This is a genomic window from Rhizobium sp. USDA 3886, assembly GCF_056279785.1.
The window spans coordinates 107,826-122,747 of the sequence record NZ_JBWCDC010000003.1 but is presented as its reverse complement, the minus strand read 5'-3'; the positions used below and the strand labels follow the sequence as shown (position 1 = coordinate 122,747).

The following is a 14,922-nucleotide window of genomic DNA, read 5'->3' as shown; positions in this document are numbered from 1 at the left end:
ACAAACTCCCATGTCTCGGCGAGTCATGCGCCTGTTCGGCACCTAACGCTTCCCAGTTTAGACTCGCATTTGTCCGGCATTTTGCCGTACAATTTAAGTAAGGAGAAATATCCCATGCCACAGCAAACCGCTCGTAGGACTCGATTGGAAGCTCGCATCAGTCCCGAAGCGTTGGCAATCGTTAAGCGCGCCACCGAGATGGAAGGCCGCAGCCTAAGCGATTTCGTTGTCTCTGCTGCATCGAGTTCGGCCCTGTCGCGTAAAGCAGCGGCTCTTGCTTCGGCTTCGTTGCGCTCACGGATGGGCCGAGCTTCACCCCGCGCCCAGTCCCACAAACCTCTTAGCCCCGTCCGCAAGCGCGCCTGCCTCTCCCGAGCTTCCTCCCATTGCCGTTGCCTAACATCTTCTTTGAGCTTCCCGAAAAGAGCCCTGTCTCCGCATTGAAAGGCGACTCGGCTAAGGTCGCCCTCATTTGAGATGATGCCCGAGGAACGGGAAAGATCGGGTGTCGCCCTAATCCCAGAGATTGGCGTTCTTCGGAAATCCGGGGCGCTGTACACGCACGACGCAGAAGCGTTGTCCAGTGGGGGCTTGCATCACCACCCAGCGTTCCAGCCGGTTCACGACTTTTGCTCCGAGCTTCTCAAGGCGCGCGACTTCCGCGGGAATGTCATCGGTCTCAATGTCGATATGGACACGGCTCTCATGGTCCACCTGCTGGATTTGCACGATGGGTTCATCGGCCGGCGTCGCCAGCATTCGATAGTTGTCGCGGCTACCCGGGTGGTTGAGGTCTACCGGGCGACCCAGTGCCGCGGCCCAAAAGTCAGCGGCGGCATCCACGTCAGGTATCTTACAATCGATCAGCAAAGCGCACAGGCGAGAATAGTGCATGTCAGTCCCTCCATCGGTCGGTCCATGTCCAGAGAATAGACGCATTTGCCGAAAATCTTCCAGAAGACTGACGAGGTGACGCGGATGTTCAACACGCCCGAAATAACCACTCTTAAGAACGCAGCGATGGCGCGATCGACTTTTTGCCGCCGAGGAGGCGTTTGTAGAAGCGCGCGAACGGACCTATACCGGCCGGGTCGGTACGTATCGCCAAGTCTCCAGCCTGTTCGCCCGCCCTTAGCCCGAATATTTCCTCACCCTCTGGACGGAGTCTTTTCGGCCTAAATCGACAGCGGCATAACCGCCGCCGGCGAATAATAATCTCGCACCTAATTACTTAACCTTTTCAATACCGAACATCAGGGTATCGATCGCGTTATCGACGTGTTTGGACAACTGTGCGTCAGTTGGCATCGGCTGATTGAAGAGAAGACGTGCCATTTGGAGTTCCGTGAGGATCATGCCGTGAAACTGTCGAGCAAGCGATCCTGCATCGCCGTTAACGATAAGTGAGTCCTCCTGCAACCGCACAAAGAGCCTGCTCAGCCCCAGGTAAACAGTTTGCGGGCCTGCGGAATAAAAAGCTTGCGCGACCTCTGGGAAGCGCCGTGCTTCCCTGACAACTGTGCGGCGGAGCAAGAGCGCCTCATCCGAGAGAACAGATGTCAAAAATCGGATCCCAAAATTACGCAGCGCCTTTTGAGGCGTTTCCTCAACGGGGATAGGATCGGCGATCGGGCTAAGAATTTTTCTACACCTGTTTTGGATTGCCTCTGAGAACAGGGTCTCCTTTCCGCCGAATTCACGATAGATGCTCGCTTTCGAGCCTCCGCTGCTTTCGATGAAGGTTCAGGCACACGGCGCCTGTGCCGCGAACCAATGCTACCAGTTGACCGCGCTACGTAGCGTATTGTATCTACTTGATCCGTTTGGCACAATTTGCCGCGCGCCAGATTGGTGCCAATTGCATCATCGGGCTAGGGTCAGTCCGCGCCACTCAGGGGCTCGGGTTTCGCCGTCCAATTGTCCGTGGAGGTATTCCCATGACCGCGCCCGCCGCTGATACGGATCGCCCGTTGGTCCTGGTCGTCGATGACGACGATGAGGTGCGGATGTCGCTTCAGGAGCTCATGCTGTCCGTTGGTCTCGACGTCAGCTGTTACGCCTCGCCGCGCGAATTGCTGGAATCGGAGTTTCCCGAGCGGCCAGGCTGCCTGGTGCTCGACGTTCGCATGCCCGGATCGAGTGGTCTCGACCTTCAACATCAACTCGCTTCAAGAGGAAACGCAAAGCCCATCATCTTCCTCACTGGCCATGGCGACATTCCCATGTCGGTACAAGCGATGAAGGCTGGAGCCATCGACTTCCTCACAAAGCCGGTTCGCGACCAGACTTTGCTCGATGCAGTGATAGCCGGTATCGAGCGGGATGTCGCACAGCGGGCACAAGCCCAGACCGTTAAGCAGCACGTCGAGCGGTTCGCGACCCTGACGCCTCGCGAACGGCAGGTCCTGCGCGAAGTCGTGCACGGCCGGCTCAACAAGCAGATCGCTTTCGAACTCGGCATCAGCGAGATCACCGTCAAGCTCCACCGCAGCAATGTGATGCGCAAGATGCGGACGATTTCAGTGGGGGAGCTCATCCGCGCCTGGGACGCTCTGCCCGCAGACCTTCGCGAAAAGCCTCAACCATAGGCCTTGGTATGGTTACGATGTTGAGCGGATTCAGCGAGACCTTAGGGCGCGCAGCAGCAATCTATTTGTTCGAGTCGCCCGTCATTGCGGTCGTTGAAGACGACGGCGGCGCGCAGTTCCTATTCTGGCTGCCGGTTTCCGTCCGGAACGTGCAGACGATCTGACGGAGCAGATGCCTTGATTGCACGTGTTTCTAGCCTGCGGCCTCTGAGGCCGTATTGTGTCCAGGCAATGGGAGACAGTCCAATGAGATACACACTGGACTGCCTCCCGGCCGATGGACAAAGACGTCGGTCAGCGGCGGCAAACCCGTGGCGTAGATAGCCGATCGCCTGGCCGATTGCGCACGCACGGCCGGAGTTTGTGCGATCGGATTCAACATCATGAAATCGTGGATCGTGCCGTTGTACCTGAGCGAAGTGACGCGGACGCCGGCCTGCGCCAGCTTGCGCCCATAAGCTTCGCCTTCGTCGCGCCGGACGTCGTTCTCATCGACGATCAACGGTTAGGAGCGTCCTCACTTGCGCGGGCTGTCGCTCCGGCCGCCATGTGCCCACACCGGGCGCTCGTCGGCTATCTGCACGCACGTCGAACCCAGCCCGTGCCGGAAATCGCAGCCTCAGGCTCGTTTCGATGAGGATTGCCAATCACCTGGTATATCCGACCTGTACTTCGGCATCGGATGGCCAACGCTTCCGTTCGATAGGCTAGCGCGCCGGACTGACGCATTCTCCTCGGCATAGATCCAACGACCACAAGGGAGAACGCAAGTGCGAGACATCACGAGAGCCCTGGCGCTCGCCGCAGCAATTGGCGTATCAGGCAGCGCGCTCGCGCAGGCGGCGGATCCGCAAACGAAGCCGACGATCGTGCTTGTGCACGGGGCTTTCGCGGAGTCTTCGAGCTGGAACGACGTCATTAGCGAATTGAAGCGAGACGGCTACACGGCCATCGCAGCGGCCAATCCGCTTCGCAGCGTTGCCGGAGATGCAGCGACAGTCTCCGCCATCGTCCGTTCGATCTCCGGGCCGGTCGTGCTGGTAGGCCATTCCTATGGCGGGCCGGTCATCACCGAGGCTGCCAACGGCAACGCCAATGTGAAAGCCCTGGTCTACGTCGCCGCCTTTGCGCCGGAGACCGGCGAATCCAGCCTTACGCTTTCGGAGAAGTTCCCAGGCAGTACGTTGGCGAGCGCGATCGCGACGATCGCCCTGCCGGATGGGGGCCAGGATCTTTACATCCAGCCGGATAAGTTCCGTGTCCAGTTCGCCGCAGACGTTTCTGAAGATCAGGCCAAGCTGATGGCGGCGACCCAGCGGCCCGTGACGCAGGCCGCCCTTGCCGAACCTTCGGGCGTCGCCTCGTGGAAGAAGCTTCCTTCCTACATGGTCTACGGCTCGGAGGATCGCAACATCCCGCCGACTATGATGAGCTTCATGGCGAAGCGCGCGAATGCGGTGAAGGCAGTGGTCGTCGAGGGAGCATCCCACGCGATCATGATTTCACATCCCGACGCGGTCGCCTCGCTCATCGAGGAAGCCGCATCGGCAAAGTGAATATCTGGCCGGCCGCAAGGGCCGGCATTCCATCGGCAACGCAATATCGGAACGCAAAACAGGAGAAACGACATGAAAATCGTCGTCATCGGTGGAACCGGGCTGATCGGGTCTAAGACCGTGGAGAGGCTGCGTAAGAAAGGCCATGAAGTCCTGGCCGCATCGCCGAATTCGGGCGTCAACACCATAACCGGTGAAGGTCTGGCCGAGGCTCTTGCTGGCGCGCAGGTGGTCGTCGATCTGGCGAACTCGCCCTCATTCGAGGAAAAGGCCGCTTTGGAGTTTTTCGAGACATCCGGGCGTAATCTCTTCGCAGCTGAAAAGGCAGCAGGCGTTCGTCATCACGTCGCGCTGTCCGTTGTCGGCACCGAGCGGCTGCAGGAAATGGGCTATTTCCGCGGCAAGATGGCTCAGGAGAAGCTGATCAGGAGTTCCGGAATTCCCTACACGATCGTTCACGCCACGCAGTTCTACGAATTCATGGGCGCCATCGCCCAATCCGGAACCACGGGGACGACTGTTCGACTGTCGCCGGGCGCCTTGCAGCCGATTGCAGCCGATAATGTCGCCGATGCCATGGCCGACGTGGCCCTGGCAGAGCCCTTGAACGGCATGATCGAAATCGCCGGTCCGGAGCGGGCGCCTCTCAGCGAATTCGTCACGCGCTTTTTGAAAGCGACGAACGACCCGCGCAACATCGTGGTCGATCCGCATGCCCGCTATTTCGAGGTGGAGATCGACGACCGGACGCTCGTTCCGGACGAGGGAGCCCGTCTCGGGGCAATCCGCTTCGAAGAATGGCTCAGCCATTCCACACAACAGAAATAGTCAGTTCCAAATGAAGTTCCTCGGTTCACCGATCCGTCGGATCGAAAACCGTTGGCCAGACATGGACATGAAAATGATCAAGGCATTCCTGTACGCGGTGACGCTCGCCGCCGCTTCCGCGACAGCAGCAATGGCTAATGATGAGGCGGCAAACGTAAAGGTCGTCTACGACCAGCCGCTTCCAAACGTGCCCGGCAAGAGCATCAAGGGCGTACTCGTCGAATACGAGCCAGGCGGCACTTCGCCTGCTCATACGCATCCGAACTCCGCCTTCATCTACGCGACGGTTCTCGAAGGGGCGATCCGGAGCCAGGTCAATGACGGGCCGGTGGTCACCTATAAGACCGGCGAGAGCTGGTCGGAATTTCCGGGTGACCGCCACAGCGTCAGCGAAAATGCCAGCACGACGGAGCGTGCTCGCCTGCTTGCCGTGTTCGTCCTCGACACGAACGAGACCAACCTGGCGACCTACGAGAAATGAGTTCAACACAAGGAGAACGCGCATGAACGCCAGGCAAAACCATCGGCGCATGCTCCGAACGGGAACGTTGCCGCGCCGCGCGTGAACTATGCGGAGCTGACGCTTGCTGGTCATGTCGAAGCGGCGTGGGCCCTACAGTGCCACTTCGACCGTGCCACCCACGCCAAGAGATGGTCATCATGCTACAGGGACATTTTGATAAACTCGCGAGCGATCCTCTTGCCTGGCTCATCCTCCTCGGGCTGGCTGGAATAGTCGTATGGTATCTGCTCTCGCCTCGACGTGCGAACCTCCGGCTGGTCGTGCAGATCGCCTTCTTTGCCGCCATGACCGCGGCTCTTATCGAGAGCGATATTTCGCCCGGCCGATTTCAAGACTATCGATTTGAAGACACTCGAGCGATCTTCGTCATCGTGGCGAAACTGCTGTGGTGGCTTCATCTGGCATGGGCCATCATCGGCTTCGTCCGCATCTATCTCGTTCTTGAAGGAAGGCCGCGCGAAGCCCGCCTTCTGCAGGATATCGTCGTCGGACTGGTCTATCTGTGCGTGATGCTATCGGCTCTGGCCTTCGTGTTCGGCGTTCCGATCGGAACGCTGGTTGCTACATCCGGCGTGATTGCTATCGTCCTCGGTCTGGCGCTCCAAAACACCCTCGGTGACGTCTTCTCGGGCATCGCCCTCACGCTCGGGCGCACCTACTCTTTGGGCGATTGGATTCTCCTTGCGGACGGAACGGAGGGACGCGTCATTGCCAGCACATGGCGGTCGACACACGTTCTCACCGTGGCAAACAATGTCGTCGTTCTGCCCAACGGCGTGCTTGCCAAACTCGGATTGACGAACATCAGCCAACCCGATGAAACGCATCTCCTCAGAATGACAGTCCGCGTCGCACCGACCAGAATGCCCTCCATCATTGAAGACGTTATGCAGTCGGTTTTGGCCGGCTGCAATTCGATCGTCAAGGAGCCGCTTCCACAGGTGGCGCTGAAGGGCGTGGACGCTGTCGCCCTGGAAATCGAGCTGCTGTTTCGGGTGACGAGCCCGTCGCTGCGGACGCAAGCCCGAAACGAGGTGATCGATCTGTTTTATCGCCAATGCAAATCCGCCGGACTGCTGTTGGCGATGCCACCGTCGGCAATCGCGTTTATGAACGAACTGCCGACGGAGGAGGGCGCCAGGCCGCCTGAGATCACGCCGCTTAGCCTCATTGAAGCGATTCCGGTTTTCTCGCACCTGACGAAGTCCGAGAAGGAACTCCTGGCACAATCAAGTGCGGTCCGCGAGTTTCAGAAGGGTGAGATCATTGCTCATCAGGGTCAAACGCTGCCCTCGCTGATGATTATTCGTGCCGGGATCGTCGCAATGCGGAACGACGAGCAGGAACAGAGACGTCTTTCGCCCGGAGACTTCTTCGGCGAGACGGGCCTGCTTGCGGGAATGGGCGAGGTTTGCACGCTGCAGGCGCTCACTCCTGTCACTGTCTACGAGATCGATCAGCAGAGCTTCGCGCCGCTGCTCGAGGCCCGTCCGGCGATAGCAGAGAAGATAGCTACAACGCTCGCCGCCCGTGCCGATGACGTCCGTCATCTGCCCCTACCCACAACAGGGCAGGAGCGGAGCGCCCTCGCGCTCCTTAAGGCAATACGGGCGATCTTCCGCAACTGACATCTCCTGTGCCAGGATGCTTCTTGAGATGGGCTGCGGAGTTGATCGTTGCTGCGGCGCGTCGGCGCAATTTGAGGCGCGAGACCCTATTCCTCAGGACAGGTATTTTTGTCGCTTGGTTCCAGGTACTCTGCTCACGCAGGAGCGCCGGGCCTGTTTCACGAAGAGAGGCACAACACCATGAAGCGTGGTGGGATTAAGTTTGAGTATGATTAGGTCAGCCGGAATGTTGAGGACAAGTGCCGGACGAGGCGCTGATCGTCCCGGGCCTGCTTTGTCCAACAGGAGCAGCCCATGATGCGCCTCTGGTCGCACCGCCCCCAATTCCTGCACCTGGGGCTTTTTGTTGTGGCCTATATGTTGGGTTGCGGATTTGCTCAGTCGCTTGCAATCGTACCTGGAACAGGTATTTCCATTTGGCCTCCGAGCGGGCTTTTCATTGCTACGCTTGTCGTGGCCTCCGGGTACAGCTGGCCATGGTGGGTGCTGGGGGGCTGTCTGGCTGAGCTGTTCAGCAATTTCTTGTGGTTCCACAGTCCGCTGCCTGCGGCCGTCCTGATCTATATCGGCAACGCTCTTGAAGCGGCGGTCGGCGCGTGGCTCGTGAACCGGACCTGCAGACGTCCGGTTCGGCTGGAAACCTTGCAGGAAGTTCTCGCATTCGTCGTCCTGGCCGCTGGAGTTGCGCCAACCATTGGTGCGACGGTGGGAAGTGCGACTCTTGCGTGGTTTGGCATACAATCGCAAACTTTCGCGGCGGCTTGGCCTTTATGGTGGATCGGGGATGCCACCGGGATCCTGATCGTAGCGCCACTGGCGCTGGTCGTGTTCCAGAACTGGCGCGGCAAGGCCCAGCTTTCGGCCGCGCGATGGATGGAAGCTTGCGTCCTTGGGCTGATCTTTCTTGGTGTCGCCGCCCTTTCCTTGAGCGGCTACCTGCCCTTCGCCTACATCATCATGCCGCCTCTTCTTTGGGCCGCGGCGCGCTTTGAGTTTCGAGGCGCCGCCGTCGCCTTGACCCTCCTTGCTCTGATCACGGCGGTGTTCACAATATCCGGCGCCAGCCAATTTGCCGGCGATCCCGAGTCCCAGAAGCACAAGCAGATCATGCTGCAGCTTTTTCTAGCCATCTCGGCATTTTCGGCGCTCATCGTAGCCGCTATATCCCGGCAGCATCAGCTGGCGCTGCTCACATTGCGCCAAAGCGTGGAGGCATTGCGCGACCGGGAGCGGGAGCTCTCGCAGCTCGTGGATATGGTCCCCGTCCAGATCAGGCGTCTGACGCCCGAAGGCAAGCCGACCTTCTTCAACAAGCGCTTGCTTGACTTCTTCGGTTTGGACGATTTGGCGCAACTGGACAAGCCAGACATGAGCCGGCTGGCGGCAGCCATACAGACTCTCGTCCATCCCGAAGATGCGGCGTGCCTGCTAGAGACAGTCCGCCACTCCCTCGCCACCGGCGAACCCTACGCCATGAAGTATCGCATGCGTCGTGCGGACGGCGCATACCGCTGGGTTGATGGCCGCGGGGAGCCGTTGCGGGATGAAGGCGGCGTGATTCTGCAATGGTACGCAATTTCCATCGACATCGACGACGAGGTGCGCGGGCAGGAAGCATTGCGCCAAAGCGAGCGGCAGCTTCGGCAGCTCATCGACGCCGTGCCCGCTCTGATCTGGAGCGCGACGCCTGAAGGAACGCCGTCCTACATCAACAAACGGCTCATGGATACGGTCGGCGTCACCCTGGAAGACTTGACCGCGCAGGACGCGTCGCGGTCCCTGGCCGATGTCCATCCCGAAGACAGGCAGGCGGTGGGGCAAGCGCTGACGCGCTCGTTCGAGACGGGTACCACCTTCGCAATGAAGTATCGCCAGCAGCGGTCAGATGGAACCTATCGCTGGACCGAGGGGCGTGCGGACCCGCTGCGCGACCCGGACGGCCGGATCGTGCAATGGTATGGCGTCTGCCTCGATATAGATGACCTGGTGACCGCTCAGGAGGCCTTGCAGCAAAGCGAGCGCCGCTACCGTGACCTCTTCCACTATATGCCGATCGGGCTCACGCAGGTGGACGCCAGCAAACTGGTTCCCTTGTTCAAGGAGTTGCGTGCAAAGGGAGTGACGGAACTCCAAACGTACATTGACGAGCACCCCGAATTCCTGCCGCGCGCACTGGAAGCTCTGGAGGTTGAAGAGGTCAACCAACATATCATCGAGATGTTCGGCGCGAAAAATGCGGAGGAGATGCACCTGCCAATTACCCGCTACTGGCAGCCGAGCATTTCCACCATACGCCGCTCGATCGAGGCGCGTTATCGCGGCGAGGAGGTCTTCCGGGAAGAGACCCAGGTAGCGCGAATGGACGGCAGCGTCATCGACGTCCTGTTCACCACCGCCCGTCCCGGCGCTGTCGCCGACAAGAGTCTGGTCGGCTTTATCGATATCACAGAGCGCAAGAAGGCAGAGAAGGCATTGCGTAACCGGGAGCGGGAGTTCTCGCAGCTCGTCGACATGGTTCCGAGCCTGCTCTGGCGATTAAGCCCGGAGGGCGAACCGGTCTTCTTCAGCAAACGCATGATCGAGTTCTTCGGTTTGGACGTAGGGGATTACGATAGGCCCGGATCGAGCGGGCTAGCTGCGGCCATTGCGGCTCTCGTCCATCCCGATGATGCAACCCGGCTGGCGGAGGCGCTCAACCACTCATTCGCTACAGGTGAGGCCTTTTCCCTGAACTATCGCCTGCGTCGTGCGGATGGGATTTATCGCTGGATGTCGAGCCGCGCGGAGCCGCTGCGGGATGAGAGCGGACGTATCCTCCAGTGGTACGGCCTCTGTCACGACATCGAAGATCAAGTGCATGCCGAGGAGGCGCTGCGCGAGAGAGAACGCTTTCTCTGGGAGCTGGTTGAAACGCTGCCGGCCTTGATCGATTGTGTCGCACCGGATGGCGAGCCGGTCTATCGCAGCCAGCAGTTGCGCGAATTCCTCGGGTACGAGCTTGAAGAATTGGACATCACGGGAAAATCCCGGTTAGCCGGCGCACTGGATGCCGGTGTTCATCCCGACGACGTCGCGGGAGTTAAGGAGCAGTACGCCCATTCGTTGTCCACCGGCGAGCCGTATGCGCAGAGGCATCGTCTGCGGCGGTTCGATGGAGAATATCGCTGGGTCGAGACGCGCGCCGCCCCGATGCGAAACGCCGAAGGCGCCATCGTGCAGTGGAATGTCATCTGCCTGGACATCGACGGTGAGGTTCGAGCGCAGGAAAAGTTGCTTCTAACGCAAGAGAGTCTCGCACGCGCGAACCAGGCGGCGAGTCTTGCCGAGCTGTCGGCATCCATCGCCCATGAGGTCAATCAACCGCTGTCGGCCGTGATGAACTATTCGAGCGCCTGCCAGCGTTGGCTTACGGCTGAACCGCCGAATATCGAGCGGGCACAGAAAACGGTGGAGCGGATCATTCATAGCGCAAACTCCGCCGCCGACGTTGTCAGTCGCATCCGCGCCTTGTTCAAGCAATCCGCAGACACGAGGGATTGTACGACGCTCGACGGTGTGATCGCCGAGGCGCGCGATCTCCTGGCGGAGGAGGCATCACGTCGTCGCGTCCGCATGGATATAGCGATCGAGCGCGCGCTTCGGCTTGTCGCGTTCGATCGTGTCCAGATTCAACAGGTTCTGATCAATCTCATCCGCAACGGCATGGATGCGATGGCTACTGTTCCGAATGACAGGATTCTTCGGATACGTGTAAACCAAGTTCTGGACGTGGTTCGGATCGAGATCAGCGACTCCGGCCGGGGCGTCCAATTTCCCGACAGAATATTCGAGCCGTTCTTTACGACGAAAGAGCAAGGGATGGGTATGGGGTTGGCGATCTGCCGTTCAATTGTCGAGGCACACGGTGGACAGTTATGGACGGAGAAAAACCAACCGTATGGCGCGAAGTTCATCTTCACGTTGCCGGCTGAAGTGAACAGTCTCCATGACGACATATCGTCAATGCGGATCCAGAATGGATGACGATGGGCGCATTCGGAGGCGCCCGGCCACGGGGCAGTCAGTCGTTCGAAATCGAGAAACAAGTTCGGAGCGCGCCCGCCATGATGCGCAAACAGGGGCCGCCGTTGGTGGTGGGCAGCGTTTTGGACGAATTCGTTGCCGCAGAGCTGCGGGGTCATGCAGCAAATCGACAGAAGGAACGTTATGCAGGAGAGAGTGGCGGTGGAAATATCTATAACTCGCTCGCGCCGGGCGAGATGGAGTAGAGTATGAGCGAAGAAAAAACTGTCGTGGCGATTGTTGATGATGACCCACGGGTACTTGAGTCGCTGGAAGAACTTCTGGAATCCGCGGGCTACGTGGCCCGCAGCTTCTCGTCGGCGGGATCGCTCCTTGCTAGCGGACTGTCGGGCGTGGATGTGCTCATCACCGACATTGGAATGCCGGGCATGGACGGCTTTGAACTTCGTGATCTGGTGAGGGAGGCGCATCCGGAACTGCCCGTGTTCTTGATCACTGGCCGCCACGAGATAGCGGATCAGGGCCGTGCCCAAGGCATTAGCGGATTTTTCCGCAAGCCTTTCGATGGCCGGGTACTACTTGCGGCCATCGGAGACGCCTTACGCGATTGAGACAGGCCGGACCTGTCTAGCTTTCACATCCCTGTGATGGCCTTCGCTTCGGTGGCCATGAAGTCGCAGAGCAGCCTCACGCGCAAGGGGGCGGTGCGTCCGAAGGCATGCAGGGCATTGAAGGGAAGCTCGGGAAGGGCGATCGCTGGTGCGAGATCGACCAGTGTCCCGTCTTTCAGTTCGCCGGCCACCAGGCATCGCAGAAGATATGCGGCGCCAAGTCCGCTCAGCGCCGCCTGGATCAGTGCCGTTCCTGAATCGCAATTGACGCGCCCGGAGGGGATGAAGGTGGTTCCATCGGCCAAACGCACGGACGTTGGTATGCCGCCCATTGCAAATCGAGCGAAGGGCAGGCTTGCCAGAGCTTCCGCCGACTTTGGACTGCCCCAGGTCTCAAGGAAACGCGGGGAGGCAACCACTGCCATCGGCAGATCTGACAGATGACGAACAATGAGGTCCTGTTGCGTGGGATCACCGACGCGCAACACGACGTCGTAATCCTCCCTGATCAGATCCACGAACCGGTCCGTCAGTCCGATATCCAGATGCAGGTCCGGATAGGCGGCCGCAAAGCTGGCAAACAGCCGGGGCAGCAGCAAGGGCGCCAGCTCGCCGGGCATGCTGATGCGCAGGCGCCCGTATGGCGCAGCCTGCGACCTGATCGCCTCGTCGCTCGAATCCAGATCTCGCAAGAGCGGCGCAACGCGTTCGAAAAAAAACTGGCCGTCCTGCGTGAGCGTTAGGGCGCGGGTGGAGCGCAGGAAGAGCCTCGTTCCGATCTTCTTTTCCAGCCGCGCCACGCTCTTCGAGACCGCAGATGGCGTTGTGTTCAGGTCGCGTGCAGCCGCGCTGAAGGAGCCGGCCTCCACAGTCCGAACAAAAGCCATCAGTCCCGACGTCTCACTCAGCAGATTTGGCATTTGCATCTCCGCGGCACAAATCATGTGCCTGACTGCATTCTAATGGCGCGAGGCGAGCGGGTTTATCTCAACCTCTACAGAAACGGAGATAAACAATGCAGCATCTGAAAGACAAGGTCGCCGTCATCACGGGCGGTAACAGCGGCATCGGCAAGTCAACTGCGCGCCTGTTCGCGCAAGAAGGGGCGCAGGTCGTCATCACCGGCCGGCGCCAGGACGTCGTCGATCAAACGGTGAGCGAAATCGGCCATGGCGCCGTCGGTGTCGCTGGTGATGTCGCCGACATCGAACACCATCGAACGCTTGCCGAGACGGTGAAGAACCGCTTTGGCGGCCTGGACATCTATATAGCCAATGCCGCGATCATCAATCTCACTGCTTCCGGCAATGTGACGCCGGAAGACTATGACCGGCATTTCGCCATTAATACGCGCGGGGTGTTCTTCGGCGTACAAACGATCGAGCCGGTGATCCGCGATGGCGGCAGCATCATCGTCACGAGCTCGCTGGCAGCTACCAAGGTTCTGCCGGATCACACCGTCTATGCCGGCTCGAAAGCTGCTGTCGCCGCGTTCGCGAAGAACTGGGCGATCGAGTTCAAGCACCGAAGGATCCGCGTCAATATTTTGAGCCCGGGACCGGTCGATACCGCTATTCTCGGAAAACTTGGAGTTTCGGAAGCTGATCGCCCGGCATTCGAACATCACATGGCTTCGCTTATCCCGGCGGGCCGCCTGGGACAGCCGGAAGAACTGGCGCGCGCCGCTCTCTTCCTCGCCTCCGAGGGGGGAAGTTTCGTCAATGGTATCGAACTGCATGTCGATGGCGGCATGACTTTGGCTTGAAGGACCGATGGGAGTTCGCGGGAAAGCGCGATTTGTGCGACGCACCAAGCTATCCGGTGCGTCGCATCTGCGCCGAAAGGGTCGGCCGAAAGACTTCATACGGTGACGGCTGTCTTTTGAGTTGCTGCGCGTTGATGGCTTTGATCGCCTACGCCCACGTTTCGGCGTCGATTACGGCCTTGGCAAACGCCTCGGGTGCCTCTTGCGGAAGGTTATGGCCGATTCCGCCCGAAATCAGCCGATGCTCGTACTTCGCCTTGAATTTTCCCGCATACGCTTTGGGGTCGGGGTGAGGAGCGCCATTGGCATCGCCTTCCAGCGTGATCGCCGGGACCTCGATGTCGGGGGCGTCGGCAAGCTTGGCCTCATACTTGTCGAAGCGCTTCTCGCCTTGGGCCAGGCCGAGACGCCAGCGGTAGTTGTGTACGACGATCTCCACATGGTCTGGATTGGAAAAGGCCGCTGCGCTCCGGTCGAATGTGGCGTCATCGAACGTCCAGCGAGGCGACGCCAGCCTCCAGATCAGCTTGGCGAAGTCGTTGGTGTATTTCTGGTAGCCTTCGCGGCCGCGATCGGTGGCGAAATAGTACTGGTACCACCATTGAAGCTCGGCCGACGGCGGCAGGGGCTTCTTGCCCGCGCTCTGACTGCCGATCAGGTAGCCGCTGACGGATACGAGAGCCTTGCATCGATTCGGCCAGAGAGCCGCGATGATGTCGGCAGTCCTGGCTCCCCAGTCAAAACCGGCGATGGTCGCCTTCTCGATCTTGAGGGCGTCCATCAGCTTCACGACGTCGAGTGCGAGCGCCGACTGCTGCCCATTGCGCTTCGTCTTGTCGGATAGGAACGTCGTTGCGCCGTATCCGCGCAGATATGGAACGATTACCCGATGACCATGATCTGCCAACAGTGGCGCGACCTCGACGAAGCTGTTGATGTCGTACGGCCAGCCGTGCAGCAGAAGAACGGGTGACCCGTCAGCAGGCCCGAGATCGGCGTAGGCGACGTTAAGGTCGCCGGCGTCAATGCGCTTGCTGGCCCCCAATGTCGCGCCCTGCGTTTGGCCAGCTTTCGCTTCTTCCGTGCCCTGAGTCGCTCGGGCGCTCTTTCCGGGTATTCCTGTCGCCATCAGCCCGAGGGCGGCGCCGCCGAGGGACCGGCGGGTCAAGTTCGCGAGTTCAATGTTTCCCATAACTGCGTTCTCCAAAAGTGGGTGCTTGTGCGGCGCTGCCTCAGAGGCGGCACCTCAATGAGCGCATTGGACGAGAGGAGTTTGAGACGGTAGGCGAAAGGTCGCTACTGGACGAAGTATCGGTCATACGACGGTATATCGCCCACAGATCATCGGCCAATCGGGCCAAATCGACCGTAATTGGCAGTGTGAGGGATGCACGCGGCCA

14 protein-coding genes and 1 pseudogene are annotated in these 14,922 nt (G+C 59.8%); 10 read left to right on the top strand and 5 right to left on the bottom strand.

What is annotated here, in order from left to right:
* Positions 1-114 precede the first annotated feature (114 nt).
* Positions 115-444, top strand: a complete 330-nt coding sequence (locus ACZ9BX_RS23380) for a type II toxin -antitoxin system TacA 1-like antitoxin (protein ID WP_476220413.1) — start codon at positions 115-117, stop codon at positions 442-444.
* Between the two features lie 69 nt (positions 445-513).
* Here ACZ9BX_RS23380 and ACZ9BX_RS23375 read toward each other — a convergent pair whose 3' ends face one another.
* Positions 514-894 (bottom strand): VOC family protein, encoded by a 381-nt coding sequence (locus tag ACZ9BX_RS23375; protein WP_476220412.1) that lies wholly within the window; start codon positions 892-894, stop codon positions 514-516.
* 333 nt (positions 895-1,227) lie between these two features.
* Entirely contained in the window at positions 1,228-1,587 is a 360-nt protein-coding gene (locus tag ACZ9BX_RS23370; RefSeq protein WP_476223013.1) for a TetR/AcrR family transcriptional regulator C-terminal domain-containing protein, read from the bottom strand.
* A 350-nt stretch (positions 1,588-1,937) separates the two neighbouring features.
* Here ACZ9BX_RS23370 and ACZ9BX_RS23365 point away from each other — a divergent pair, with 350 nt between their 5' ends.
* A complete protein-coding gene (locus tag ACZ9BX_RS23365) occupies positions 1,938-2,588 on the top strand; it encodes a response regulator transcription factor (RefSeq protein ID WP_037143803.1) in 651 nt (216 codons plus the stop codon).
* 316 nt (positions 2,589-2,904) lie between these two features.
* Here ACZ9BX_RS23365 and ACZ9BX_RS23360 read toward each other — a convergent pair.
* Positions 2,905-3,090 (bottom strand): annotated as a pseudogene (locus ACZ9BX_RS23360) (alpha/beta hydrolase fold domain-containing protein); the annotation flags it as partial.
* A 268-nt stretch (positions 3,091-3,358) separates the two neighbouring features.
* On the opposite strand from ACZ9BX_RS23360, the gene ACZ9BX_RS23355 reads away from it, so the two are divergent.
* The 7 genes from ACZ9BX_RS23355 (at position 3,359) to ACZ9BX_RS23325 (ending at position 11,757) form a co-directional block, all read left to right on the top strand.
* On the top strand, positions 3,359-4,144 hold the full coding sequence (locus ACZ9BX_RS23355) for an alpha/beta fold hydrolase (RefSeq protein WP_476220409.1): 786 nt from the start codon (positions 3,359-3,361) through the stop codon (positions 4,142-4,144).
* Between the two features lie 72 nt (positions 4,145-4,216).
* Positions 4,217-4,972 (top strand): SDR family oxidoreductase, encoded by a 756-nt coding sequence (locus ACZ9BX_RS23350; protein ID WP_087001468.1) that lies wholly within the window; start codon positions 4,217-4,219, stop codon positions 4,970-4,972.
* A gap of 73 nt (positions 4,973-5,045) precedes the next feature.
* The gene (locus ACZ9BX_RS23345; protein ID WP_476220407.1) at positions 5,046-5,453 is read left to right on the top strand and encodes a cupin domain-containing protein; all 408 of its coding nucleotides are present in this window, start codon (positions 5,046-5,048) and stop codon (positions 5,451-5,453) included.
* Between the two features lie 179 nt (positions 5,454-5,632).
* Positions 5,633-7,123, top strand: a complete 1,491-nt coding sequence (locus tag ACZ9BX_RS23340) for a cyclic nucleotide-binding domain-containing protein (RefSeq protein WP_476220406.1) — start codon at positions 5,633-5,635, stop codon at positions 7,121-7,123.
* 294 nt (positions 7,124-7,417) lie between these two features.
* The gene (locus ACZ9BX_RS23335; RefSeq protein ID WP_476220404.1) at positions 7,418-11,146 is read left to right on the top strand and encodes an MASE1 domain-containing protein; all 3,729 of its coding nucleotides are present in this window, start codon (positions 7,418-7,420) and stop codon (positions 11,144-11,146) included.
* A gap of 80 nt (positions 11,147-11,226) precedes the next feature.
* Positions 11,227-11,391, top strand: a complete 165-nt coding sequence (locus ACZ9BX_RS23330; protein ID WP_156915367.1) for a hypothetical protein — start codon at positions 11,227-11,229, stop codon at positions 11,389-11,391.
* 3 nt (positions 11,392-11,394) lie between these two features.
* A complete protein-coding gene (locus tag ACZ9BX_RS23325) occupies positions 11,395-11,757 on the top strand; it encodes a response regulator (protein WP_027513238.1) in 363 nt (120 codons plus the stop codon).
* Between the two features lie 23 nt (positions 11,758-11,780).
* Here ACZ9BX_RS23325 and ACZ9BX_RS23320 read toward each other — a convergent pair whose 3' ends face one another.
* A complete protein-coding gene (locus ACZ9BX_RS23320) occupies positions 11,781-12,677 on the bottom strand; it encodes a LysR family transcriptional regulator (protein ID WP_476220402.1) in 897 nt (298 codons plus the stop codon).
* Between the two features lie 95 nt (positions 12,678-12,772).
* On the opposite strand from ACZ9BX_RS23320, the gene ACZ9BX_RS23315 reads away from it, so the two are divergent.
* A complete protein-coding gene (locus ACZ9BX_RS23315) occupies positions 12,773-13,522 on the top strand; it encodes an SDR family NAD(P)-dependent oxidoreductase (RefSeq protein WP_476220401.1) in 750 nt (249 codons plus the stop codon).
* Positions 13,523-13,670: 148 nt separating this feature from the next.
* On the opposite strand, the gene ACZ9BX_RS23310 is transcribed toward ACZ9BX_RS23315, so the two are convergent.
* Positions 13,671-14,714, bottom strand: coding sequence for an alpha/beta fold hydrolase (locus ACZ9BX_RS23310; RefSeq protein ID WP_476220399.1), 1,044 nt, complete (start codon positions 14,712-14,714; stop codon positions 13,671-13,673).
* Between the last annotated feature and the right edge of the window lie 208 nt (positions 14,715-14,922).

Bases quoted from the DNA above. Each gene is read 5' to 3' on its own strand.
- ACZ9BX_RS23345 (WP_476220407.1), top strand. From the start codon at position 5,046: ATGATCAAGGCATTCCTGTACGCGGTGACGCTCGCCGCCGCTTCCGCG.
- ACZ9BX_RS23375 (WP_476220412.1), bottom strand. From the start codon at position 894: ATGCACTATTCTCGCCTGTGCGCTTTGCTGATCGATTGTAAGATACCT.
- ACZ9BX_RS23380 (WP_476220413.1), top strand. From the start codon at position 115: ATGCCACAGCAAACCGCTCGTAGGACTCGATTGGAAGCTCGCATCAGT.
- ACZ9BX_RS23335 (WP_476220404.1), top strand. From the start codon at position 7,418: ATGATGCGCCTCTGGTCGCACCGCCCCCAATTCCTGCACCTGGGGCTT.
- ACZ9BX_RS23365 (WP_037143803.1), top strand. From the start codon at position 1,938: ATGACCGCGCCCGCCGCTGATACGGATCGCCCGTTGGTCCTGGTCGTC.
- ACZ9BX_RS23310 (WP_476220399.1), bottom strand. From the start codon at position 14,714: ATGGGAAACATTGAACTCGCGAACTTGACCCGCCGGTCCCTCGGCGGC.
- ACZ9BX_RS23320 (WP_476220402.1), bottom strand. From the start codon at position 12,677: ATGCCAAATCTGCTGAGTGAGACGTCGGGACTGATGGCTTTTGTTCGG.
- ACZ9BX_RS23330 (WP_156915367.1), top strand. From the start codon at position 11,227: ATGATGCGCAAACAGGGGCCGCCGTTGGTGGTGGGCAGCGTTTTGGAC.
- ACZ9BX_RS23350 (WP_087001468.1), top strand. From the start codon at position 4,217: ATGAAAATCGTCGTCATCGGTGGAACCGGGCTGATCGGGTCTAAGACC.
- ACZ9BX_RS23340 (WP_476220406.1), top strand. From the start codon at position 5,633: ATGCTACAGGGACATTTTGATAAACTCGCGAGCGATCCTCTTGCCTGG.
- ACZ9BX_RS23315 (WP_476220401.1), top strand. From the start codon at position 12,773: ATGCAGCATCTGAAAGACAAGGTCGCCGTCATCACGGGCGGTAACAGC.
- ACZ9BX_RS23325 (WP_027513238.1), top strand. From the start codon at position 11,395: ATGAGCGAAGAAAAAACTGTCGTGGCGATTGTTGATGATGACCCACGG.